This window comes from Xanthobacter sp. DMC47 (genome assembly GCF_056313845.1).
On sequence record NZ_JBQUZM010000006.1, the window covers coordinates 246,437 to 268,110 of the forward strand.

The following is a 21,674-nucleotide window of genomic DNA, read 5'->3' on the forward strand; positions in this document are numbered from 1 at the left end:
GGTGGCCCCCTGCGACACGAAATCCTGAACGCCCTCTGCGCTTCCATCCGGCGCGCGCGCACACTAGAACGCGGTCATGGCGATCCTCGACCTTGCCAATCCGGTCCGCTTCCTCAGCCTGTCCGCGCGCATCCTGCCCTGGATCGCCGCCGCGGCGGTGGTGACGCTCGCAATCGGCTTTTATCTCGCCTTCCAGGCGCCGCCCGATTACCAGCAGGGCGAGACGGTCCGCATCATGTACATCCACGTGCCGTTCGCGTGGCTGGGCCTGTTCGGCTACTCGATGATGGCGGCCTCCTCCATCGGCATCCTCGTGTGGCGGCATCCCCTGGCGGACGTGGCGCACAAGGCCGCCGCGCCGGTGGGCGCGACCTTCACAGCTCTGTGCCTCATCACCGGCGCGCTCTGGGGCCGGCCCATGTGGGGCACCTATTGGGTGTGGGATGCGCGGCTCACCTCCATGCTGGTGCTGCTGCTGCTCTATCTCGGCCTGATGGCCCTGCGCGCGGCCATCGACGATCCCAACCGCGCCGGCCGCGCCGCCGCCGTGCTCACGCTGGTGGGCTTCATCAACGTGCCCATCGTGAAGTTCTCCGTGGACTGGTGGAATACCCTCCACCAGCCCGCCTCCGTCTTCCGCATGGGCGGCTCCACCATCGATTCGAGCCTGCTGTGGCCGCTGCTCATCTGCGCCGTCGGCTTCACGCTGGTGTTCATCGCTCTGCACATGCTCGGCATGCGCACGGAAATCCTTCGCCGCCGTGTGCAGGCGCTGGAAGCCCGCGCCGCCGCGGAAGCTTTGGCCTGAGCCCGCGCGCATGACCCATTTCGTCTTCATCGCCGCGTCCTACGGCGTCTCGCTCCTCGCCCTCGGGCTTCTGGCCCTCTGGCTGATGCTCGATTATCGCAGCCAGCGCCGCACCCTTTCGGAGCTGGAGGCGCGGGGCGTCGGCCGCCGCAGGGCCAATCGCACGGGAGAAGCGGAATGAGCGATCCCGTCGTTACCCCCGCCCGTCCGCGTCGCCGTCTCTGGCTGGTCGCGCTGCCGCTGGTGGTGTTCCTCGCTCTGGCCGCCTTGTTCTTCTCGCGGCTGGAGACCGGGGGCGATCCCTCGCGCATTCCCTCCGCGCTGGTGGGCAAGAAGGCGCCGGTCGTCACCCTGCCGCCGCTCGCCGGGCTGAAGGGGCCGGATGGCCAGCCCCTGCCCGGCATCGATCTCGCCGCGCTGGGCGGCAAGCCGGCGCTGGTAAATGTGTGGGCCTCCTGGTGCGGCCCGTGCCGCGACGAGCATCCCATCCTGATGCAGCTCGGCAAGGATCCGCGCTTCAGCCTCGTGGGCATCAATTACAAGGACGCGCCGGACAATGCCCGCCGCTTCCTCGGCCAGTTCGGCCTGCCCTATCAGGCGGTGGGGGTCGACCCCAACGGGCGCGCGGCCATAGAATGGGGCGTATACGGTGTGCCCGAAACCTTCGTGGTCTCGAAGGATGGCACCATCGTCCACAAGTTCGTGGGGCCCCTGACACCCGAGGTGGTGACGGGCACGCTCCTGCCGATGATGGCACGTCTCTCCGGCGGCTGAGGCCCAGCCCCCCGAGCCGTCGCCCGAGGAAATCCCGATGGCCTTCTCCCCCGAAGAGATCGAGCGCTACGCCCGCCACATCGTGCTGCATGACGTGGGCGGACCGGGCCAGCAGAAGCTCAAGGCGGCCACGGTGCTGGTGATCGGCGCGGGCGGCCTCGGCGCGCCGGTGCTGCTCTATCTTGCGGCGGCCGGGGTCGGGCGGCTGATCCTGGTGGAGGACGATGTCGTCTCCCTCTCCAATCTCCAGCGGCAGGTGATTCACCGCACCCAGGACATCGACCGGCTGAAGACCGACAGCGCCCGCGACGCGGTGGCCTCCCTCAACCCCCATGTGGAGCTGGTGACGCATCCGGTGCGGCTCGATGCCGGCAATGCGCTGGACCTTATCGCGCAGGCCGATCTGGTGGTGGACGGGTCGGACAATTTCTCCACCCGCTACCTCGTTTCGGATGCCTGCGTGCTGGCGAAGAAGCCGCTGGTGACGGCGGCGCTGGGGGCGTTTGATGCCACCATCACCACCATCCGCGCCCACGAGCGTGCGCCGGACGGCACGCCCAATCCCACCTATCGCTGCCTCTTCCCCGAGCCGCCGCCGGCCGGCACCGTGCCCGCCTGCGCCGAGGCTGGGGTGCTCGGCGCGCTGGCCGGGGTCGCTGGATCGCTCGCGGCGCTGGAGGCCATCCGCGCCATCGTCGGCTTCGGAGAACCGCTGGTGGGGCGCCTCTTGATGATCGACGCCCGCTCCATGCGCTTCGAGACTCTGAGCTATGGCTGGGACCCGGAGAATCCGCTGACCGGCGAAGGCCCGCGCATCACCGACCTGTCCGCGCACACGCGCGGCGTGGCGGCGTGAGGCATGACGGGACCGCGTGCGTGCGTTTATACGTGCCTCATCGGCGGCTACGAGGCGCTGAACGAGCAGCCCATGGCCGCCGCCTCCGGCCTCGACTTCCTCTGTTTCACCGATGATCCGACGCTCACCAGCGCCTCGTGGAAGCTGGTGCCCTATCCGCCGGCCTTCCCCCTCGACCCGGTGCGCAGCCAGCGGATCGTCAAGCTTTCGCCGCATGATGTGTTGCCGGGCTACGATGTCTCCCTCTACATCGACAACAGCGTCATCCTGACGGCGCCGCCTGAAGAGGTGATCGCGCGCTATCTGCCCGAAGGCCAAATGGCGGCCATGCCGGGGCACAGCTTCAGGGCCAGCGTGCGCGACGAATTCATGGAAGTGCTGCGCATGGGCCTCGACGATGGCGGCCGGGTGCTGGAACAGCTCAACCATTACATGCTGAGCGACCCAGCTGCGCTGGAGGCGGTGCCCTTTTGGTCCGCCATCATCCTGCGCCGCCACCACGACCCCGCGGTCATCACCGCCATGCGTCTCTGGCTAGCGCAGGTGCTGCGCTACTCCCGCCGCGACCAGCTCTCGGGCACCCATGCGCTGGGCCGATCCGGGCTGGAGGTGGCGCGATTCGAGGTGGACAATCTGGGGTCGTGGTTCCACCGCTGGCCCGTGACCCCCGCGCGCGACCGGGACGCCTTCCCCTTCTCGCCCACCCACAGCCAGATACCAGCCAGCCTGCTGGCGGACGACTGGCGGCGGGAGCGCGCGGCGCTGGAAGCGCGGATCGCGGCGCTGGAGCTGGCGCAGTCCGAGGCGACGGCTGTGTTCGGCACTGAATGCGCGCCGAACACGCCTGAACCGGTGCCGAACAGCCCCCGAACGGCACCGGAATCCGGGCCTGTCAGCCGGCTCGCACGCCTCGCGGCCCGCCTTGCCGGCCGCAGCCGGAGCTGAGGCGTTTCCGCCTCAGAGCATCGCCGGCAGCACGCGATCCGGCGGACGGTGGCCGTCCATGAAGGTCTTGATATTGACGATGACCTTCTCGCCCATGTCCACTCGGCCTTCCAGCGTCGCGGAGCCAAGGTGCGGCAGCAGAACGACTTTTCCCTGCTTGGCGAGGCGCACCAGCTTCGGGTTCACCGCCGGCTCGTGCTCGAACACGTCGAGACCCGCACCGGCGATCTCGCCGGCTTCCAGCAGGCGGGTCAAAGCGTTCTCGTCGATCACCTCGCCGCGCGCCGTATTCACCACATAAGCGTCTGGCTTCAACAACTTAAGGCGGCGAGCCGAGAGCAGGTGGTAGGTCGCGGGGGTGTGCGGGCAGTTCACGGACACGATGTCCATGCGCGCCAGCATCTGGTCCAGGCTGTCCCAATAGGTGGCGTCGAGCATTTCCTCGATGCCGGAATTGAGGCGGCGGCGGTTATGGTAATGAATCTGCAGGCCAAATGCCTTGGCGCGCCGCGCCACCGCCTGACCGATGCGGCCCATGCCGATGATGCCGAGGCGCTTGCCCCAGATCCGCCGGCCGAGCATCCAGGTGGGCGACCAGCCGGCCCATTCTTCCTTGTCGGCGATCATCACCTGTGCGCCTTCGGCGAGGCGCCGGGGCACGGAGAGGATCAGCGCCATGGTCATGTCCGCGGTGTCCTCGGTGAGGACGCCGGGGGTGTTGGTAACCGTGATGCCCCGGTTCAGCGCACTGGCAACGTCGATATGGTCGACGCCATTGGAGAAGGAGGCGATCAGTCGCAGGTTTTCCCCAGCCTGCGAGAGCACCGCCGTATCGATACGGTCGGTGACGGTCGGCACGAGAACGTCCGCCGTCTTCACCGCCTCCACCAGCGCGGCCTGATCCATGGGCACGTCGTCGATGTTGAGTTTCGCATCGAACAGCTCACGCATCCGCGTCTCGACCGAGTCGGGCAGCTTGCGCGTGACAACGACGAGGGGCTTGCGACGCACCATCGTTACTCCCCATTCCCCATTTCTTAACGGTTCTGGTCCCGTCTATCAGACAGCCGGGGAAACACAAGGCGCGCCGGGACGCAGGGCCTTGACGTGCCCGCCACGTCGGGGCACCCCTCCGGTCTGTTAGGTGCGATGCGAAAGGACGATCCCATCATGCCCGCAAAGCGAACTCATCTGAAGCGAAGCCTCGACAGCCGGTCGGTGAAAGCCCTGGCCCTTGCGGCGGCGATGATGGTGGGAACGGCTGTGGGGGCAGTCGCCGCCGAGCCCGGCACCTCCGGCCTCCCGGTCCCGCGCTTCGTCTCGCTCAAGGCCGACAAGGTGAACGTCCGCAACGGGCCGAACCGGGACCAGGACGTGGCCTGGGTGTTCAACCGCGCCGGCCTGCCCGTCGAGGTGACGGCCGAATACGAGACGTGGCGCCGCATCCGCGATGCCGACGGCGCGGAGGGATGGGTGTACCACTCCATGCTGTCGCTGCGGCGGACCGCCCTCGTCGCCCCCTGGCTGAAGGGCGAAACCGTGCCCCTGCGCGGCTCGGCCGACGCAGACGCCAAGGTCGTGGCCAAGCTCGAGCCGAGCGTGCTGGGCGTGGTGAAGGCCTGCGACGGCAAGTTCTGCCGCATCACCGGCGACGGCTTCGACGGCTATGTGCAGCAGAACCAGCTGTTCGGCGTCTATCCCGGCGAGAAGGTGGACTGAGGGGGGAGCCGCCCCCCTCGCCTGCCGGCTTCAGCCCTGGGTCTCGGGCGTGTGCAGCACCAGCCCGTCCAGCGCAGCCGTCAGCTTGATCTGGCAGGACAGGCGGGAGGTGGGGTGAAGGTCGGTCGCAAAATCGAGCATCCCTTCCTCCATCTCGGAGGGCTGGCCGACCTTTTCCATCCAGGCTTCGTCCACATAGACGTGGCAGGTCGCGCAGGCGCAGGCGCCACCGCATTCCGCGACGATGCCCGGAACGCCGTTGCGCACCGCAGTCTCCATGGCGGTAGCACCTTCCGGCCCATCGACCTTGTGGACCGCGCCTGTGTGTTCGATAAAGGTAATGGCAACCATAGAGTGTCGCTTCCCGGCTTCCGCCGCAGGCGCGGCGGTGGCTTCATCGGACGGCTCGCGCGCCTCGGCCTGATGACCGCGGCGGGGCCGCTTTCCGGCCACTGGCTATAGCGGCTTGCCTCGCGCCGCACCAGCGCGCGAGCCGATTGTCGCGGGCTGCGCGCGCAGCAGTCGAACGGCCAAGCTCAAGCCAAGTGGCTCGATATTAACGATATCTTCATTAATGCGGCAGGGGCGGTTCAAACGGAGCCGCGGCCTGTCTAGGATAAGAAACGATAAACCATCTTCGTCCGGCCTCGCCGGATGACGGGGGCGTGTACGGGTATCGGAGCCACGGGCGGCATCATGCCCCGGCACCGAAAGCGGGCAGAGGCGACAGCGAGATGAAGAACCCGAAGAAGATCCAGGATCCGACCGAGGCGGCTCTGTCGGCCATCCAGGAGGCTCTGACGCTCGAGCTCGACAATGCCGAGGCCAATGCGGCCGCGGCCAAGGGAGGCGATGCGCCCCTGCCGCCGGATCGCGGAACCCCGCTCGATCGACCGCCCGCGCCGGAACGTGTCCTCGCCGGTCCCGGACCGCAGCGCGAAGGCCGGCCCATCAACCGCCGCCCGCGGCCTCCCGAGGGCGGTGAGGTCCGTGTTGAAGGCGGCCGCCGCGAAGGCGCGCCCCGCCCTCGCAGCGAGGCCGAGCGCCGCGCCGCCAACGATGACCGCCAGCCCATCGGCCAACTCCTCGGCCAGTTGCAGAAGAAGCCCTCCGCCACGCCCTTCTACTGGGCGACGGGCGCCTCGCTGGTGTGGATCATCGTCGGCATCATCTTCGCCTACACCGTCCACCACGGCCTGATGGCAAGCTCAAACGGGCTCCAGTCGCTGGGCGACTCCCCGGCGCTGCTCGGCATTTTCGCCGGCATCCTCATTCCGCCGCTCGCCTTCTTCGGCATGGCCAGCATCGTGCGCCGCTCGCTGGAGCTGCAGGGCATCGCCCGCTCCATGACCGAGGTCGCCCTGCGCCTCGCCCAGCCGGAATCCATCGCCACCGAAAGCGTGGTCACGGTCGGTCAGGCCGTGCGCCGCGAGGTGGCCGCCATGGGTGACGGCATGGACCGCGCGGTCGCCCGCGCCGGCGAGCTGGAGGCCATGGTCCGCGCCGAGGTCGCCACCCTTGAGCGCGCCTATGAGGAGAACGAGACCCGTATCCGCACCCTCATCGACGACCTGCAGGCCGAGCGCCACAACATCCAGATCGAGACCGAGCGCCTGCGCGAGGGCATCATCGCCGCCGAGACGGTGCTCTCCAGCGAGGTGAAGGACGTCGCCTCGCGCATTCACACCACCATGATGGAAGCGAGCGAGCAGGTCACCGAGATCCTCGGCCAGAAGGGCGAGCACATCACCGCCGCTCTCGCCCGCGTCGGCGACAGCATGATCGACAGCCTGACCGCCAAGGGCGGCGAGCTGATCGACCGCCTCCAGCTCACCGGCTCCGACATCCGTCAGGACCTCTCCGAGTCCGGCGACCTGCTGGTGGAGACCCTGCGCTCGCGCACCGACGACCTCGCCTCCAACCTGCTCGCTACCACCACCGACGTGTCGCAGCTCGTGGAACGCTGGGGCGACGAGGTGAGCAGCAACATCGACCGCCTCAAGCAGGGCATCGCCGACACGCTGGCCGACAATGCCGGCCGCTTCGCAGACGACATCGACGTGCGCGTGGCCGAGGTGAACTCCGCCTTCCGTGCCACCAGCGAGAGCGCGGTGGTCGAGTTCTCCACCCGCGGCGGCGAACTCGTCCGCAAGCTGGAGGAGACCGGCGAGCGTGTCGCCGAGACGCTGGCCGTGCGCGGCACCGACCTCGCCGACCGCATCGAGGCCACCGGCAACCGGATCTACGAAGCTGTCGCCGTGCGCGGCGAGGACCTGCAGCAGCGCCTCTCCGAGACCGGCGAGCGCATCACCTCCTCGCTCGACCGCTCAAGCAACCAGGTGGTCACGGCGCTGGTGGACAAGAGCCACGAGGTCGCCGCGTCCCTCAACGGCGCTGGCGAGGACATGACCGAGCGCCTGTCGCGCGTCGCCACCGAAGTGACGCAGGCCATCGGCGCCCGCGGCTCCAAGGTCACGGAAGCCTTCCGCGAGACCGCCGACATCCTGGTCGCCACCATCGGCACCAAGAGCGACGCCATCAAGGAGATGCTCACCGCGCGCCTCAAGGCGATGGAGGAGACCATCACCGTGCGCGGCGCCGAACTGGCCGACCGCATGCAGCACGATGCGGCCCACCTCGCCCGCGCCATGCAGGACGGTGTGAAGAACTTCGACACCACGGTGAAGGTGCATGCGCCAGAGCTGGTGGACCAGATCACCCACCGGGTGGCGCTGGTGAACGAGAACCTGCGCCTCGCCACCTCCTCGCTGGACGAGCGCCTGTCCGCCACCACCGACACGGTGGCGACCATCATGGACCAGCGCTTCTCGCGCATCGAGCAGACGCTCGACCAGCGCGCCCAGAGCCTGACCGAGACGCTGGCCACGCGCACCGTCAACTTCGCCCGCACGATCGCCGAGGGCACGAAGAACGCCACCGAGTCCCTCGACAAGTCGGTGGAGACGCTGGAAACCTTCTTCGCCACGCGCTCCAAGGCGCTGGGCGAGGTGCTGACCGACCGCGCGGACGCGGTGAACCGCAATATCGGCGTGCGGGCGCAGGAGATCGCCTCCGTGCTCGACGGCCGTGTCCACCGCATCGAGGAACTGGTGCTCGGCCGCCTCGATGGCGTCGCCACGTCGCTGGAAGTGCGCGGCACGGCCATCGCGGATGCCCTCGTCGGCCGCATCGAGAACGTCTCCGGTGCCCTGCGCGCCGAGGCGAACGAGGTGGAGCGCTCGCTCACCACCCTCTCGGCCAACGTCAGCCGCACCCTGTCCGAGCATTCGGACAAGGTGGCGGACAATCTCGGCACCCGCCTGACCGAGATCGCCCATCTCATCGACGACAAGAACGGCACCTTCCTCTCCGCGCTGGAGCGCACCAGCCAGCGCGCCGTGTCGGAGATCACCGCCACCAACACCGCCCTGCGCACCGACGTGGGCGTCATCATCGAGCGTCTCGACGACGCCAACACCACCTTCCAGGGCGCGCTGACGCAGGCGGTGTCCAGCCTCGACGCCTTCGCGGGCACCTTCGCCCGCCAGGTGGAGAGCTTCGGTGGCGCCGTCTCCGGCATTACCCTCAGCGCCGATGCCACCGCCGAGCGCTTCCAGTCTCAGATCGGCTCGCTCAAGGAAGTGTCGGCCAGCGCGCTGGCGCAGATGTCGTCCCTCTCCGAGCGGCTCGACCAGAACCGCCGTCTCATGGACGAGGCGGCCCAGACTCTCGCCTCCACCCACGATCAGGTGGACAGCACCCTCGCCGCGCGCCGCGAAGCCATGGAGCAGCTTGCCCGCTCCCTCGCCCAGCGTGTCGGAGACGTGGAGAGCCGCCTCGCCGCCTTCCACACCATGCTCGACCAGACCTACGCCGCTTCCCAGCAGAGGGCCGGCGAGATCGCCAACGTCATTGCGGCGGCCACGTCCGGCTCGACGGATGCGGTGGCGCAGCAGCTCGCGCTGGTCCGCACGGCTGCCGACGCCGAGCGCGAGCGGTCCGCTGCCGCCCTGCGCGAGACCTACGAGGCCGCGCTGAACGACGTGCAAAGCCTCTTCGGCGAGACGGGCAACCGCTTCACCGCTGTGGCCACCGACCTAAAGCGGGTGGCCGAGGACGTGCAGCAGGCCATCACCCTCGCCCGCGAGGAGATGAAGCGCGGCATCCTCGAACTGCCCGCCGAGACCGAGGCCAGCGCCGCCACCATGCGCCGCGCAGTGGCCGAGCAGATCAAGGCCCTGGCCGAACTCAACGAGATCGTCGCCCGGCAGGGTCAGGCCCTCGACGTGGTGGAGGCTTCGGCCCGCGCCGCGCACCAGGAGACCACCCGCGCCTCCCGCGAAGCGCCGCGCGAGACGGCTTCCGCCCTGCGCAGCCGCCCGGAGCGCGAACCCCGCGCCGAGAGCCCCCGTTCGGAACTCCAGCGTCCCGAGCCGACCCGCGCCGACATCGTCCGCAGCGAAGCCAGCCGCTCCGAGCCGACCCGTTCCGAAGGCGCGAGCCTTCTGCAGTCGGAACTGCGCCGCGCCCCGAGCACCCCGACGAGCCGCCGCGCCGAGCCTGCGGAGCGGCCTGCGCCGCGGCCCGCCGGCCGCACCGAGGCCAATGGCGAGGAGCGCGACAGCTGGCTGACCGAGCTTCTTGCCCGCGCCTCCGGCGAACTCAACGAGGACACTCCCCGCGCTCCCCGTGCAGCGCCCCCGGCCCCGGTTCCGGCGCCGGAGAGCCTCGACGACCTCTCCGCCGACATCGCCCGCATGGTCGACCATCAGGCGGCCGTGGAGATGTGGGATCGCCACAACAACGGCGAAAGCCACGTCTTCTCCCGCCGCCTCTACACCCTGCAGGGGCAGCAGACCTTCGATGCCCTGAAGCGCCGCTACCGCGCCGATGCCGGCTTCCGCGAGACCGTGGATCGCTACGTCGCCGAGTTCGAGCGGCTCATCGATCAGGTGTCCGGCGACGACCGCGGCAGCACGCTGGCGCGCACCTACCTCACCTCCGACACGGGCAAGGTCTACACCATGCTCGCCCACGCCTCCGGGCGCCTCGACTGAGGCGGAGCTGACCGACCCGGCCGCCGCAGGCTGGACCACCATAAGAGCCGCGCCGGGCCCGAGACGCCCGGCGCGGTCTTTTTTATCCCGCCGCCTGTCGTATCTTCCGCCCAGCTTCGGCCAGCTTGAGGAGAGGGCGCTGCGCAATCTCATCACCGATGTCCCCGGCCTGCTGGTCGGCAACGCCACCGAGCCTCACATCGGCACCGGCGTCACCGTGATCCTCGCCGAGGAGCCGGCGGTGGCGGCCGTGGACGTGCGCGGCGGGGGCCCAGGCACGCGGGAAACCGACCTTCTGGACCCGGCGGCGACGGTGGAGCGCGTGGATGCCATCACCCTCTCGGGCGGCTCGGCCTTCGGCCTCGATGCGGCATCCGGCGTCATGGCGGGGCTGGCGGCGCGCGGACGAGGCTTTCCGGTCGGCACCGCGCGGGTGCCCATCGTGCCCGGCGCCATCCTGTTCGACCTGCTCAATGGCGGTGACAAGGGCTGGGAGGGCCATCCTCCTTACCTCCAGCTCGGTCGTGATGCCCTCGACGCCGCCGACGTGGACTTTCATCTCGGCTCGGTGGGGGCCGGCACCGGCTGCACCACGGCCACCGTCAAGGGCGGGCTCGGCTCGGCCTCGGCCGTGACCGCCACCGGCCATGTGGTCGGCGCCATTGTCGCGGTCAACGCCGCCGGAAGCCCCCTGTTCGGCGACGGCCCGCATTTCCGTGCCGGCCATTATGAACGGGATGGAGAATTCGGCGGGCTCGGTGCGCCAATGCATGTTCCGGATGAGGCCAGCGATCCCCGGCTCAAGGGTGGCATCTCGCGCTTCGCCACCACCATCGCCGTGGTCGCGACGGATGCGGTGCTGACCACGGTGCAGGCGCGACGGCTCGCCATCATGGCGCAGAACGGTCTCGCGCTCTCGCTGTTTCCCGTCCACACGCCGCTCGATGGCGACGTGGTGTTTGCCATGGCCACCGGGCGCAAGGTGCTGGACGCCCAGCTTCCCGACCTCGCGCGGCTGGGCGCCCTGGCTTCCATCGTGCTCGCGCGGGCGGTCGCGCGGGCGGTGCATGAGGCGCGACGCCTGCCCTTTCCGGACTGCCAGAAGAGCTGGCACGACCATTTCGGCAGCTGACGGAATTCACCCCGCGTCGGGCTGGCGTTGCCAGATGCGCGGCGCGCCGGATCGGCTATAAGCCGGGTGATCTGAGGATCCCCATGACCGCTCCGTCTACACCCCAAGTCCCGCTGCCCAAAGCCCCACTCCGAGCCCCCGCGCACGCGCCCGGCCAGCCCGAAGGCCCGACGCGACTCGGCGGAGCGCTGGCCTTCCTGTTCTGGTGCGCCTGCGGCATCGCCGCCTTGCCTCTGGCGGGGCTATTCACGCTGATTTCGGCGCTGGGCGTCACCGGCGCGCGCTCTGCCCTGTTCGATTCCTTTGCAGGTGCGGGCGTGGCGCAGCAGGTGCTGCGGCTGGGCTTGATGCCGCAGATCGTGCTGTTCGTCTGGGCGGTGACCATGGTTGTGCTGACGGTGGCCCGGGCGCGCATCGCGTTGCTGGTGCTACCCTGGCTGCTGGTGCTCTGGCTGGCGACGACTGGCTACAGCCAGTTCGCCATCCGCGACGCCATCGCGCCGGACGGGGCTGACCTCGGCGCGTTCGCGGCGCTCATGCCCGGGCTTCTGGCGCAGGCGGCGGGCGTCGCCGCCTTCTTCGGCTATTTCCGGGAAGGCGTCCGCCCCAAGAGCTTCTACCGCCGCTGAGGCGGCGCCTCCTCCTCCAGATCGCCGTGCGGCTCCGGTTGGGGGCGCCTGCGGCGGCGCGCACCTTCGGACGCCGCCCGCTCGGCGACGCCGGACGCCCAGCCAGAGGCGGCATGAAGCGCAGCCCGTGCTGCATGGCGGGAGGCCGAGGCGGCCGATGCAACGCTTCTCCGCGCCAGGGCGCCGGCCGTTGCCGGTGCTGGAAGCGGGGCGGGAAGGACCGGCTCCTCCGGCGGCGCCTGGGCGGGCAGGCTCTTCTCCATGTGGAGGCGTGCCGCGAGCCGCACATGCCAGAAGGCCGCAAAGCGCGCAGCACGCCCCGCCCATCCCGAAAGCCCGCCCGACGCGAAGGGCTGCAGCAGCGAAATCCGGTCGTCCCGGTCGGCGATGGCGCCGGAAATCAACCGCGCTGCCAGGAAATCGAGCCCCAGCAATCCGGCGCCGGGTGAAAGGGCATACCAGACACCGCGGTCCCCCTCGTGCAGCAACGGCATGCCGCCGGGCTCCGGCAGGGCACAGCGCCGCGCGCCCTCCACCAGCCCGGAACCGACCGGATAAACCTCGGCCGCGTGACGCCGCAGCACGCGCGCGGCGCCGACGCGGGTCAACGCCGGCAAAGCGGACTGCGCGGCGAGCGCCAGCCGGTCACCGTCGAAATGGTAGGCGAGGCCGGTGAGGCCGAACTCCTCGACGAGGCCGGCATAAGGCACGGTGCTGCCCGGCAGCCGGAAGCCCCCAGAAACCCACGGCGCCCGCGGCAGCCGTGCCACGCCCGAGCCGAGCCGGGCAAAGGCCGCCGGTCCGCATACAGCGACCTGAAAAGCGCGCACCCGCTGGCCTGCCATATCGAGATACTTGCGGACGCCCTTCAGATCGACTGAAAGGGCCCCCTCGACGTTCACGATGCGCACGCCGGACGTCCGCGCGGCCTCGTCGAGAGCCGCAGCGAGGGAGGCGGTGCGCACCCGTTCTGCCGGCACGACGCCAAGTCCGGCGGCAAATGTCTCCGTACCCAGCAATGCGACCAGGTCCTCTGCGCCGACGAAGACGGTGGTGTCGGGCGCCAATTCCTGACGCAGCTCATGCTCGCGATAAAGCGCGTCGGCCGCGTGGGCCCGGGCCACGGTGAGGCGGCCCCGCGGGCCGATCTCGACGCCGAGACGTTCGGCAAGCGCAAGCCCCGCATCCGCCGCCTGCGCGGAGAGGATGAGAAGTTCCTGCGCATCGTCGCGGCCGACACGGCTCGAAAGATCGAGGGTTGAGAGAGGAAAGCCGGGAGCGATGACGCTGTCGAGCGGCCAGGAGGGGGCAGCCGCCGACGGACCGGCCATGGCCAGCAGCACCACGTCGCGTCCGCGCCGGGCGAGATCCGCCGCCAGCACGAGGCCGGCGACATCTCCGCCGACCACGCAGACATCGCAGTCGATGATCCGCTTGGGACCGGCGGCGGAGCGCTCGGGCACCATCGCATCGTGCGCGGGGGGCCGGTGCGCAGACGTCTGGCTCATGAATTGGTCCAATAAGAGATGGGGAATGCTGACGCCGCCAGCTTGAGAAAGCGTTTATTTGCGGCGCTCTAATGGCGTTCGGCCGGCTATTGCGCCGGGGGGCGTGACGCTGCGGCGCGGCAGCAGACGTTGCGCTGCACAGGTCGCGTGCGTCATAAGGAGCCGCATTTCGTTGATCGGTTAGTAACCATGCGCCGACTCATATTGCTGCGTCATGCGAAGTCGGACTGGCCGGACGGCATCGCCGACCCGGAGCGGCCGCTTGCGGCCCGGGGCCGGAGCGCGGCGCCCCGCATTGGCGCCTATATCGCGCAGGAGCACCTGCTGGCCGATCGCATCCTGGTGTCCCCCGCCCGCCGTACACGCGAGACGTGGGACCTCGTGGCCGCCCGCCTGCCCCAGCCGAAGGTGGTGGCGAGCGAGCCCCGCGTCTACGACGCCTCCGCCGCCCGCCTTATGACCGTGCTGCGCGAGCAGCCGAAGGACGCCCACAGCGTGATGCTGGTGGGCCACAATCCCGGCCTCGAAGACCTCGCCGAGCTGCTTGTGGCTGCGGGTCCGGCGCCCCATCTTGCCAGCATGGCAGAGAAATTCCCGACCGGCGGCCTCGCCGTCATCGACCTTCCCGTGGACGAGTGGAGCGCAACCGCGCCCGGCATCGGCCGCCTCGACCGCTTCGTCACCCCGCGCGACCTCGGCGGAAACGACTGACGATGGCGTTCTTCACGGACGCCGTGGACGACGCGCGGATCGCGCTTCAGGCCCTGGCGGATCGGGTGGAGGGCATCGCCCATCCCACCCTCCGCCTCGGCGTGACCGGCCTGTCGCGGGCGGGAAAGACCATCTTCACCACGGCCCTCATCCACGCCCTCACCAAGGGCGCCCGGATGCCGGTGTTCGAGCCCTACCAGTCCGGCCGCATCGCCCGCGCCGAGCTGCAGCCCCAGCCGGACGACGCGGTGCCGCGGTTCGCCTATGAGGCCCATATGGAGATGCTGGGTGCGGAGCGGCGCTGGCCGTCCTCCACCACCCGCGTCAGCGAGCTGCGTCTCGCCATCCGCTACGCCACGCGACGCGGCAGCCTGAAAACCCTCACGCTGGACATCGTGGATTATCCCGGCGAGTGGCTGCTCGACCTGCCGCTTTTGAACATGTCCTACGCCGAATTCGCCCGCCAGAGCCTCGCCCTTGCGCGGGCGCAGGCGAGGGCCGAGGTAGCGGCGCCCTTCCTCGCTGCCGTGGCCGATGCCCCTGCAAGCGGACCGGCCGAAGAGGCCAGGGCGCGGGAGGTGGCGGCGCGCTTCACCGGCTATCTCGCCGCCTGTCGCAGCGAGCGGCTGGCCATGAGCCTACTCCCGCCCGGCCGTTTCCTGATGCCCGGCGACCTCGAAGGCTCCCCTGCTCTCACCTTCGCCCCGCTGGACGTGGAGGACGCGCCTTCCCGCGCCGATACGCTGGGCGGCATGATGGAGCGGCGTTTCGAGGCCTACAAGCACGCCGTGGTTCGGCCCTTCTTCCGCAACCACTTCGCCCGGCTGGATCGGCAGATCGTGCTGGTGGACACGCTGTCGGCCTTGAATGCCGGGCCCGCCGCCCTCGCCGATCTCGAGCGGGCACTGGACGGCATCCTCGCCGCCTTCCGCACGGGGCGGAACAGTCTGGTGAGCACCCTTTTCCGGCCGCGCATCGAGAAGGTGTTGTTCGCCGCGACCAAGGCGGACCACCTGCATCGCGCAAGCCATGACCGGCTGGAGGCGGTGCTCGGCCGCTTGGTGGAGCGGGCCCGCGAGCGGGCGCATGACCGTGGCGCGACCCTCGACGTGGTGGCCCTCGCCGCAATCCGCGCCACCCGCGAGGCGCGCGTGCGGCGGGGCGGACATGAGCTGGACGCCATCGTCGGTACACCAGAGGAGGGCCAGGAGGCCGGCGGCCACGTGTTCGACGGCGAGGAGGAGGTGGCAGTGTTTCCGGGCGAGCTGCCCGCCGACCCAGATGCGCTGTTCGATCCGTCGGGCGCGGGATTCCGGGGCCTCGCCTCGTCCGGGGCAGGCGATGGGCAGGGCGACGTGGATTTCCGCTTTCTGCGCTTCCGGCCGCCCGCCGGCATCGGCGAGGGACCAATCCCGCACATCCGGTTGGACCGGGCGCTTCAGTTCCTGCTGGCCGACCGGCTCGTGTGAGCCGGCGGGCAGTTCAGGCCGCCGGTCAGAACTTTGCGGACGCCCAGCGCACCATCTGAACCAGCACCTGCTCCTGCGCCTGATCGAGGGCGGCGGTGGCGGAGGGGCCGGCGGAGGAGGCAGCCGGCACGGCGGCGCGGAACACCTGCGCCGCCAGGATGCGACCGCTCTGGGTACCGATGAGCTTGGCGGAGATCTCAACCACCGCCACCGGTCCCTGATCGGTGATGCGCAGCGCGAAGGTGCGGATGTCCGTCACCAGCGTGTAGTCAGCGTTCACGCCGTCGCCGGGACGGGCGACGCGGCGCAGCTTGCTCGCATTCTCGAACGCCTGGATCGTGCGGGCGTGCAGCAGCGCCGGAAGATTGTCGCTCCACTGCGCATCAGCCAGATAGGCCACCTGCCCTGCGCCGGGCTCCACCATGATCTTGTCGGTGTTGAGCACGGCGAGCGCCGTCGGCGCCACCACCACGAGCTGACCGTTGCCGGCGCCGCCGGCCGTGAAGCCGCCGGGTGCGGAGAGATTGTAGGTCGGCGTCGGGGTCGAACCGCAGGCGGCGAGGGAAAGGGCGGCGCCGACGAACAGGAACGCGCCGAGCAGGCGGCGCGTCAGGGAAGCGGCACGGGTCGGCATACGGGTACGGGGGGCGGGAACGTCGCTCATGATCGGCTCATCGCCCGTATTTCGGAATGGAGGTGCCGCCGCCCAGGATGAATTGCTGGGGGTTGCGCTCGATGCCCCTGAGCACGCGGTCGATCTCGCCGAGGGTGCGGCGGCCGTCGGTCGCCAGCGCCTCGAACTGCTTGAGGCCGGGACCGGTGAAGCGGCTGATCTCGTTTGTGAGGAGGGCAGTCCGCTGGTCGAGATTGTCGGCCAGCTTGCGCACGGAGGTGGCGGCCTCGGTGGCCTGGTTGAGCAGGCCGTTCTTGTCCTCGGTCGCGGTCTTGAGGTTCGCAACCACCTCGTCGACCCGCTGCGCCACGCCGTTGAGCTGCTTCACGAGCACGTTCGCCTGCTCGATCACGCTCGCCACGTCGTCGGACTTGGAGGCGACAGCCTGCGAGAAGGTGTCGATGTTGTGGATGATGTTCTTGATCTCGTCCGGATTGATCGAGTCGAGCACCATCTCGATCTTCTTGGCGACGCCCTGCGCCGTATTGATGAGGCCGGACATGCCTGCGCCACCGTCCGCGGAGATGCGGGGAATGCCATTGGGGCCGGGCGGAAGGGGCGGCGCGTCCGGCTTTCCGCCGCGGATGGACACCGCGATGATGCCGGTGAGGCCCTGGGACTCCAGACCTGCGCGGGCGTCGGAGAGCACCGGCACCTTGTTGTCGATGCCGATGTGGACGAGCACCTGCCCAGGCTGCCCCGGCACGAGGCCGAGGCTCGTCACCTGGCCCACGGGAATACCGTTGAACAGCACCGAGTTGCCCTGGCGCAGGCCGGCCACCGAGCCGTCGAAGACGATCTCATAGACCTTGCGGGCCGTGGAATCGTGCGGCCCGGCGAACCAGTACACGAAGCCGAACGCGGCCGCGATGACGGCGAGCGTGAAGGCTCCGATGATGGTGTAGTTGGCCCGTGTTTCCATGCCTCATCCCGGTTCCGTTGCAGCCTGCCCCGCTTTACCGGCCTGCCCCTTGTCCTGGCGTGCCGCCAAACGCGGCGCGCACGTCTCATCCCGCGCCTACCGGCGCACGCTCTGAACCGCCCGTGCCCGCGTGCCGTGGAAATAGGCCCGCAGCCAAGGGTGTTGTTCCGCCATCATGTCCTCGATCGTTCCCGCCGCGATCACCTTGCCGTCGGCCAGTGCCGCGATCCGGTCGCACACCGTGTGAAGGCTGTCGAGATCGTGGGTTACCATGAAAACCGTAAGCCCCAAAGTCTGTTGCAGCGTGCGGATCAGTTCGTCGAAGTCGCCCGCACCGATGGGATCGAGCCCCGATGTCGGCTCGTCGAGAAAGAGGATTTCAGGATCGAGCGCCAGCGAACGGGCTAGCGCGGCGCGTTTTATCATGCCGCCGGACAGCTCGGAGGGTAACTTTTCGGCCACATCGCATTTCAGGCCGACCATCTCGATCTTGGTGAAGGCGATCTCATCCAGAAGCCGCTGGGACAGCTTGAGATTTTCCCGGAGTGGGAACTGGATGTTCTGCTTCACCGTGAGCGAGGAGAACAGCGCGCCCTGCTGGAACAACACGCCCCACCGCCGCTCCAGCGCGGAACGCTCGCGCTCGGAGAGGTCGTCGAGGTTCTGCCCGAACACCTCGACGGTCCCGGAGGTCTTCGGCACAAGTCCGAGGATGGTGCGCGTCAGCACCGACTTGCCGCCGCCCGACGTGCCGACGAAGCCCAGGATCTCGCCGCGATAGACATCGAGATTGAGGTGGTTCAGCACCACCCGGTCCCCAAAGCCGACGACGATGTCGCGCACCCGGATGATGGCTTCCCGGCCGCTGGTCTGGAGTGTGGAGGGGGAGGTCTGCGCGTCCATGGCCGCTCACATGTCGATCGCGGCGAAGAACATGGCGAACACACCGTCCATGACGATCACGAGGAAGATGGCCTTCACCACCGAGGCGGTGGTGTGCTCACCGAGGGATTCGGCGCTGCCGCCCACCCTCAGACCTTCCATGCAGGCGACGAGGCCGATGGTGGCGGCCATGAAGGGCGCCTTGTACATGCCGACCTTGAACTGATCGAGGTCGATGGCGAGCTTCAGCCGGTCGAGGAACACGTCGGGCGTGATGCCGCCATAGCCCCAGGACACCAGCCCGGCACCGAAAATGGCCGACATGGAGCCGATGAAGGTCAGCAGCGGCAGGGCGATGATGAGCGCCAGGATGCGGGGCACCACCAGCACCTCGATGGGATCGAAGCCCATGACGCGCAGCGCATCGATCTCCTCGCGCATGCGCATGGAGCCGAGCTCGGCCGTATAGGCGCTGCCCGAGCGGCCGGCGATCATGATGGAGACGATGAGCACGCCGAGCTCGCGGAGCACCAGCACGCCCACCATGTCCACGACATAGATGTCGGCACCGAAGCGGCGGAAATTGAAGATGCCCTGCTGCGCCAGGATGCAGCCGATCAGGAAGGTGATGAGCAGGATGATCGGCACGGCGCGGAAGCCCACGCGGTCGATCTGGTTCACCATGGAGGTGAAGCGGAAGCTGCGCGGGCGCGCCACCACCCGCAGCATGGCAGCCACGGTCGCGCCGATGAAGTTCAGCAGCGACAGCGCGTCCTTCGCGGCGTTGACCACCTCGTGGCCGAAGCGCTCCAGAATGCCTTCGTGCCGGCGCTTGGGCGGCACCGGCTCGTGGCCCATGCGGGCAAGTTCTTCCAGCAGCACCTTGTAGCGCGGTGCCAGCCCGACGACCTTCGGCTCGATACCGGCGCCGGCCCAGGCGCGGCGCAGCCGCTCCAGCAGCAGGGCGCCGAAGGTGTCCATGCGCTCCACGGAGGCGAGGTCGATCTCTACATCCTTGGGCTTGGCATAGGTATGGGCGGTGTCGTTGACCGCCGCCTCCAGTTCGTCGGCATATTCCGACGTCCACGCACCGCGACCGGCCACGGTCAGGCGGTCGTCCTGGCTGTGCACGGAAATCAACGAGGCGTGCGGCAACGCGGCGTCTCCAAAGGCGACCGGCGCGTCGCGCCGGCTGGTCTCAACTTCAAACGGGCTTCGGGCCTGACCGACCCGATTCCCTGCCGCGACACCGCCGCGGCCCGAACCGACGCCCCGCTTGCTCCGGCGGGTTCGCAAGGCCTCGCCAGCTGCGTCAAAGCCCCTGAGGCCCCAACGCAATCTAGCCATACAGAGATGCGGCGGCGGCGTCGAGATCAGCCAGGACACACTGCGCCACCATCGTCACCTGCCCGGCGATGGGCAGCGCGGAATCGGCTATTAAGCTTAACCCATGGCCGAACTGTCCCTGAGCGTCGAGCGCTTTCCCATCGCCGGTACCTTCACCATTGCCCGCGGCTCGAAGACCGAGGCGGTGGTGGTGGAGGTGCGCATAACCGCGGGCGGCATCACCGGCCGTGGCGAATGCGTGCCCTATGCCCGCTACGGCGAAAGCGTGGAGGGGGTGGTCGCAGCCATCGGGCAGCTCGCGCCCGAAATCGCAGCCGGCCTGAGCCGGGAAACGCTGCAGCACCGCTTGCCCGCCGGTGCCGCCCGCAATGCCATCGACTGCGCCTTGTGGGACCTCGAGGCGAAATCCTCCGGCATGGGCTGCGCCGAGCTTGCCGGCCTGCCGCCCCTGCGGCCTGTGGTCACGGCCTATACCCTGAGCCTCGGCACGGCCGAGGCCATGGCCAGCGCCGCGGCCGCGGCCACGGACCGCCCACTGCTCAAGCTGAAGCTCGGAGCCCCGGGTGATCGGGAACGTCTCGCGGCCGTGCGCGAGGCCGCGCCGGACAAGCGGCTGATCGTGGATGCCAACGAGGGTTGGAAGGCGGCCGACCTGCCCGCATTGTTCGAGGCCTGCGCCGCTGCCGGCGTCGAACTCATCGAGCAGCCGCTCCCGGCCGACGACGACCGCCGCCTCGCCCGGATCGACCGGCCGGTGCCGGTGTGCGCGGACGAGAGCGTCCACGACCGGGCCGGGCTCGCGGATCTGCGCACGCGCTACGACGCCATCAACGTGAAGCTCGACAAGGCGGGCGGCCTCACCGAGGCGCTGGCATTGGCAGAGGCGGCGCATGGCCTCGGATTCGGCGTCATGGTGGGCTGCATGCTGGCGTCGTCGCTGGCCATGGCCCCTGCCCTGCTGGTCGCCCAACGCGCCAAGTGGGTCGATCTCGACGGGCCGCTGCTGCTCGCCCGCGACCGCCTCCCCGGCCTTCACTACGAGGGCGCTGTCGTTTCCCCGCCCGAGCCCCTGCTCTGGGGCTGAATCCGCGCGGCGAGGAGGGCCACGCCCGCCCCTGCCAGTCCAACTGCGCAGCCCGCGAGGAAGGCCAGCGGACCGAACGCCGCCCAGAGCGGCCCCGCCGCCACGTTCGCTGCCGACGACATCAGGCTCGAGGTCCAGGCCGCGGTGGTCTGGCCCGTCCCGGATCGATGCTCGCTCACGCCGCGGGCCACGAGATCGACCATGGCGAGATAGGTGGCCGCGAAGGTCAGGGCGTGCAGCATTTGCAGCGGCAGCAGGACGGCGATGGGCGGATCGCTCGCCATCACCGCAAAGCGCACCACGGCCGCCGCGCCGCCGATGGCGATCATTCCATAGGCACCGAAACGCCCCAGCAGCGGCCGGCCGAAGCGGAACAGCACCATCTCGGCCGCCACGCCCACCGCCCACAGGATGCCGATGACCGACAGCGAGATGCCCTCCGACCGCCAGTGGACCGTGGCGAAGAGGTAAAGCACCGCGTGGCTCGCCTGCACGAGCCCCGCAGCGACGATGCCGGCGAGAAAGCCGAGCCGCGCGCGCCGGCCCGTGAGGGGCGAGGGCATGGGCTCGGCCTGCGGCAGTTCAGGCAGGCCGAAGGTCGCGAGCACATAGGCCATGTGGCCGGCGATCATCAGCAGGACGACCGAATCCGCGCCCAGCGCACCGACGATCACTCCACCGGCGAGGTTGGCAGCGAGGAAGCTCGCCGACCCCCATTGCCGCGCGCGGCCATATTCCGCCCGTCCCGCCCGGGCGAGGCGCGAGGTATAGGAATCCAGCAGCGAGAAGCCGGGGAACCATGCCGCAGACATGGCGCCGAGGATGAGCAGGATCGCCGGAAGGTTGGAGGTGAGGGCCAGCAGCACCATGGCCGCGACCGTGGCCATCCCCAGCAGCGTCAGCAGCGCCCTCGGCCGCCCCAGCCGGTCCGAAAGCAGACCGAGCAGGGGTGTCGCGGCGAGCCGGCTGAGCATGGGCACGGCCAGCACGAGGCCGATGGCCTCAGGCCCCAGCCCGCGCGCCTGCAGCCAGAGCGGCAGATAGGGCTGGAAGATGCCGAGGGCGATGAAGAAGGTGCCGTAGGCCGCCCCGAGCCTCAGCGCGAGCGCGCGCGGCGGCAGGTGGCCCTGCCCTGTCTCCCCCGCGCCCTCCACGATG

20 protein-coding genes are annotated in these 21,674 nt (G+C 69.5%); 12 read left to right on the forward strand and 8 right to left on the reverse strand.

Translation table 11 applies throughout. The features are described 5' to 3' along the window. The first annotated feature begins 76 nt into the window (after window positions 1-76). Genes ACT54R_RS23340 through ACT54R_RS23360 form a run of 5 tightly spaced genes read left to right on the forward strand, consistent with a single transcriptional unit; the run spans window position 77 to window position 3,383 of the window. On the forward strand, window positions 77-808 hold the full coding sequence (locus tag ACT54R_RS23340) for a heme ABC transporter permease (protein ID WP_476330773.1): 732 nt from the start codon (window positions 77-79) through the stop codon (window positions 806-808). Window positions 809-818: 10 nt separating this feature from the next. After that, window positions 819-989 (forward strand): heme exporter protein CcmD, encoded by a 171-nt coding sequence (gene ccmD, locus ACT54R_RS23345; protein WP_394112276.1) that lies wholly within the window; start codon window positions 819-821, stop codon window positions 987-989. Further along, on the forward strand, window positions 986-1,582 hold the full coding sequence (locus ACT54R_RS23350) for a DsbE family thiol:disulfide interchange protein (protein WP_168457941.1): 597 nt from the start codon (window positions 986-988) through the stop codon (window positions 1,580-1,582). The genes ccmD and ACT54R_RS23350 overlap by 4 nt, the downstream gene beginning before the upstream one ends. Window positions 1,583-1,619: 37 nt before the next feature. Continuing rightward, window positions 1,620-2,438: a HesA/MoeB/ThiF family protein gene (locus ACT54R_RS23355; RefSeq protein WP_476330778.1), complete on the forward strand. Its 819-nt coding sequence runs from the start codon at window positions 1,620-1,622 to the stop codon at window positions 2,436-2,438. 3 nt (window positions 2,439-2,441) lie between these two features. Continuing rightward, entirely contained in the window at window positions 2,442-3,383 is a 942-nt protein-coding gene (locus tag ACT54R_RS23360) for a glycosyltransferase domain-containing protein (protein WP_476330781.1), read from the forward strand. Window positions 3,384-3,395: 12 nt separating this feature from the next. Here ACT54R_RS23360 and ACT54R_RS23365 read toward each other — a convergent pair whose 3' ends face one another. Beyond that, window positions 3,396-4,397: a 2-hydroxyacid dehydrogenase gene (locus ACT54R_RS23365; protein WP_168457944.1), complete on the reverse strand. Its 1,002-nt coding sequence runs from the start codon at window positions 4,395-4,397 to the stop codon at window positions 3,396-3,398. Between the two features lie 156 nt (window positions 4,398-4,553). Here ACT54R_RS23365 and ACT54R_RS23370 point away from each other — a divergent pair, with 156 nt between their 5' ends. Continuing rightward, window positions 4,554-5,102: an SH3 domain-containing protein gene (locus tag ACT54R_RS23370; RefSeq protein ID WP_476330784.1), complete on the forward strand. Its 549-nt coding sequence runs from the start codon at window positions 4,554-4,556 to the stop codon at window positions 5,100-5,102. Window positions 5,103-5,132: 30 nt separating this feature from the next. Here ACT54R_RS23370 and ACT54R_RS23375 read toward each other — a convergent pair whose 3' ends face one another. Further along, window positions 5,133-5,453, reverse strand: a complete 321-nt coding sequence (locus tag ACT54R_RS23375) for a 2Fe-2S iron-sulfur cluster-binding protein (RefSeq protein WP_476330787.1) — start codon at window positions 5,451-5,453, stop codon at window positions 5,133-5,135. Between the two features lie 383 nt (window positions 5,454-5,836). On the opposite strand from ACT54R_RS23375, the gene ACT54R_RS23380 reads away from it, so the two are divergent. The 3 genes from ACT54R_RS23380 to ACT54R_RS23390 all read left to right on the forward strand — a co-directional run bounded on the left by ACT54R_RS23380 (window position 5,837) and on the right by ACT54R_RS23390 (window position 11,920). After that, window positions 5,837-10,159: an apolipoprotein A-IV repeat region-like domain-containing protein gene (locus ACT54R_RS23380; RefSeq protein WP_476330790.1), complete on the forward strand. Its 4,323-nt coding sequence runs from the start codon at window positions 5,837-5,839 to the stop codon at window positions 10,157-10,159. Window positions 10,160-10,298: 139 nt separating this feature from the next. After that, window positions 10,299-11,291 (forward strand): P1 family peptidase, encoded by a 993-nt coding sequence (locus tag ACT54R_RS23385; protein ID WP_476330898.1) that lies wholly within the window; start codon window positions 10,299-10,301, stop codon window positions 11,289-11,291. 83 nt (window positions 11,292-11,374) lie between these two features. Continuing rightward, window positions 11,375-11,920 carry a hypothetical protein gene (locus ACT54R_RS23390; RefSeq protein WP_476330793.1) on the forward strand — a complete coding sequence of 182 codons (546 nt, stop codon included), beginning with the start codon at window positions 11,375-11,377 and terminating at the stop codon, window positions 11,918-11,920. On the opposite strand, the gene ACT54R_RS23395 is transcribed toward ACT54R_RS23390, so the two are convergent. Beyond that, window positions 11,908-13,428: an NAD(P)/FAD-dependent oxidoreductase gene (locus ACT54R_RS23395; RefSeq protein WP_476330795.1), complete on the reverse strand. Its 1,521-nt coding sequence runs from the start codon at window positions 13,426-13,428 to the stop codon at window positions 11,908-11,910. The genes ACT54R_RS23390 and ACT54R_RS23395 overlap by 13 nt on opposite strands. A gap of 189 nt (window positions 13,429-13,617) precedes the next feature. On the opposite strand from ACT54R_RS23395, the gene ACT54R_RS23400 reads away from it, so the two are divergent. Then, window positions 13,618-14,139 (forward strand): SixA phosphatase family protein, encoded by a 522-nt coding sequence (locus tag ACT54R_RS23400; protein WP_476330798.1) that lies wholly within the window; start codon window positions 13,618-13,620, stop codon window positions 14,137-14,139. A gap of 2 nt (window positions 14,140-14,141) precedes the next feature. After that, a complete protein-coding gene (locus ACT54R_RS23405) occupies window positions 14,142-15,608 on the forward strand; it encodes a YcjX family GTP-binding protein (protein ID WP_476330800.1) in 1,467 nt (488 codons plus the stop codon). 25 nt (window positions 15,609-15,633) lie between these two features. Here ACT54R_RS23405 and ACT54R_RS23410 read toward each other — a convergent pair whose 3' ends face one another. The 4 genes from ACT54R_RS23410 to ACT54R_RS23425 form a co-directional block, all read right to left on the reverse strand. Beyond that, window positions 15,634-16,272, reverse strand: coding sequence for an ABC-type transport auxiliary lipoprotein family protein (locus ACT54R_RS23410; RefSeq protein ID WP_476330803.1), 639 nt, complete (start codon window positions 16,270-16,272; stop codon window positions 15,634-15,636). 7 nt (window positions 16,273-16,279) lie between these two features. Further along, window positions 16,280-17,203 carry an MlaD family protein gene (locus tag ACT54R_RS23415; RefSeq protein ID WP_476330806.1) on the reverse strand — a complete coding sequence of 308 codons (924 nt, stop codon included), beginning with the start codon at window positions 17,201-17,203 and terminating at the stop codon, window positions 16,280-16,282. Window positions 17,204-17,299: 96 nt separating this feature from the next. Further along, window positions 17,300-18,106, reverse strand: a complete 807-nt coding sequence (locus ACT54R_RS23420; RefSeq protein ID WP_168457953.1) for an ABC transporter ATP-binding protein — start codon at window positions 18,104-18,106, stop codon at window positions 17,300-17,302. A 6-nt stretch (window positions 18,107-18,112) separates the two neighbouring features. Continuing rightward, entirely contained in the window at window positions 18,113-19,240 is a 1,128-nt protein-coding gene (locus tag ACT54R_RS23425; RefSeq protein ID WP_476330809.1) for an MlaE family lipid ABC transporter permease subunit, read from the reverse strand. A gap of 295 nt (window positions 19,241-19,535) precedes the next feature. On the opposite strand from ACT54R_RS23425, the gene dgcA reads away from it, so the two are divergent. Next, the gene (gene dgcA, locus ACT54R_RS23430; protein WP_476330812.1) at window positions 19,536-20,516 is read left to right on the forward strand and encodes an N-acetyl-D-Glu racemase DgcA; all 981 of its coding nucleotides are present in this window, start codon (window positions 19,536-19,538) and stop codon (window positions 20,514-20,516) included. Here the strand turns inward: dgcA and ACT54R_RS23435 are convergent. Continuing rightward, window positions 20,468-21,670: an MFS transporter gene (locus tag ACT54R_RS23435; protein ID WP_476330815.1), complete on the reverse strand. Its 1,203-nt coding sequence runs from the start codon at window positions 21,668-21,670 to the stop codon at window positions 20,468-20,470. The genes dgcA and ACT54R_RS23435 overlap by 49 nt on opposite strands. Between the last annotated feature and the right edge of the window lie 4 nt (window positions 21,671-21,674).

Excerpts from the sequence above, each read along its gene's own strand:
- ACT54R_RS23395 (WP_476330795.1), bottom strand. The coding sequence starts at position 13,428 with ATGAGCCAGACGTCTGCGCACCGGCCCCCCGCGCACGATGCGATGGTG.
- ACT54R_RS23350 (WP_168457941.1), top strand. The coding sequence starts at position 986 with ATGAGCGATCCCGTCGTTACCCCCGCCCGTCCGCGTCGCCGTCTCTGG.
- ACT54R_RS23360 (WP_476330781.1), top strand. The coding sequence starts at position 2,442 with ATGACGGGACCGCGTGCGTGCGTTTATACGTGCCTCATCGGCGGCTAC.
- ACT54R_RS23410 (WP_476330803.1), bottom strand. The coding sequence starts at position 16,272 with ATGAGCGACGTTCCCGCCCCCCGTACCCGTATGCCGACCCGTGCCGCT.
- ACT54R_RS23355 (WP_476330778.1), top strand. The coding sequence starts at position 1,620 with ATGGCCTTCTCCCCCGAAGAGATCGAGCGCTACGCCCGCCACATCGTG.
- ACT54R_RS23375 (WP_476330787.1), bottom strand. The coding sequence starts at position 5,453 with ATGGTTGCCATTACCTTTATCGAACACACAGGCGCGGTCCACAAGGTC.
- dgcA (WP_476330812.1), top strand. The coding sequence starts at position 19,536 with ATGGCCGAACTGTCCCTGAGCGTCGAGCGCTTTCCCATCGCCGGTACC.
- ACT54R_RS23420 (WP_168457953.1), bottom strand. The coding sequence starts at position 18,106 with ATGGACGCGCAGACCTCCCCCTCCACACTCCAGACCAGCGGCCGGGAA.
- ACT54R_RS23415 (WP_476330806.1), bottom strand. The coding sequence starts at position 17,203 with ATGGAAACACGGGCCAACTACACCATCATCGGAGCCTTCACGCTCGCC.
- ACT54R_RS23400 (WP_476330798.1), top strand. The coding sequence starts at position 13,618 with ATGCGCCGACTCATATTGCTGCGTCATGCGAAGTCGGACTGGCCGGAC.
- ACT54R_RS23340 (WP_476330773.1), top strand. The coding sequence starts at position 77 with ATGGCGATCCTCGACCTTGCCAATCCGGTCCGCTTCCTCAGCCTGTCC.
- ACT54R_RS23390 (WP_476330793.1), top strand. The coding sequence starts at position 11,375 with ATGACCGCTCCGTCTACACCCCAAGTCCCGCTGCCCAAAGCCCCACTC.
- ACT54R_RS23365 (WP_168457944.1), bottom strand. The coding sequence starts at position 4,397 with ATGGTGCGTCGCAAGCCCCTCGTCGTTGTCACGCGCAAGCTGCCCGAC.
- ACT54R_RS23370 (WP_476330784.1), top strand. The coding sequence starts at position 4,554 with ATGCCCGCAAAGCGAACTCATCTGAAGCGAAGCCTCGACAGCCGGTCG.
- ACT54R_RS23405 (WP_476330800.1), top strand. The coding sequence starts at position 14,142 with ATGGCGTTCTTCACGGACGCCGTGGACGACGCGCGGATCGCGCTTCAG.
- ccmD (WP_394112276.1), top strand. The coding sequence starts at position 819 with ATGACCCATTTCGTCTTCATCGCCGCGTCCTACGGCGTCTCGCTCCTC.
- ACT54R_RS23380 (WP_476330790.1), top strand. The coding sequence starts at position 5,837 with ATGAAGAACCCGAAGAAGATCCAGGATCCGACCGAGGCGGCTCTGTCG.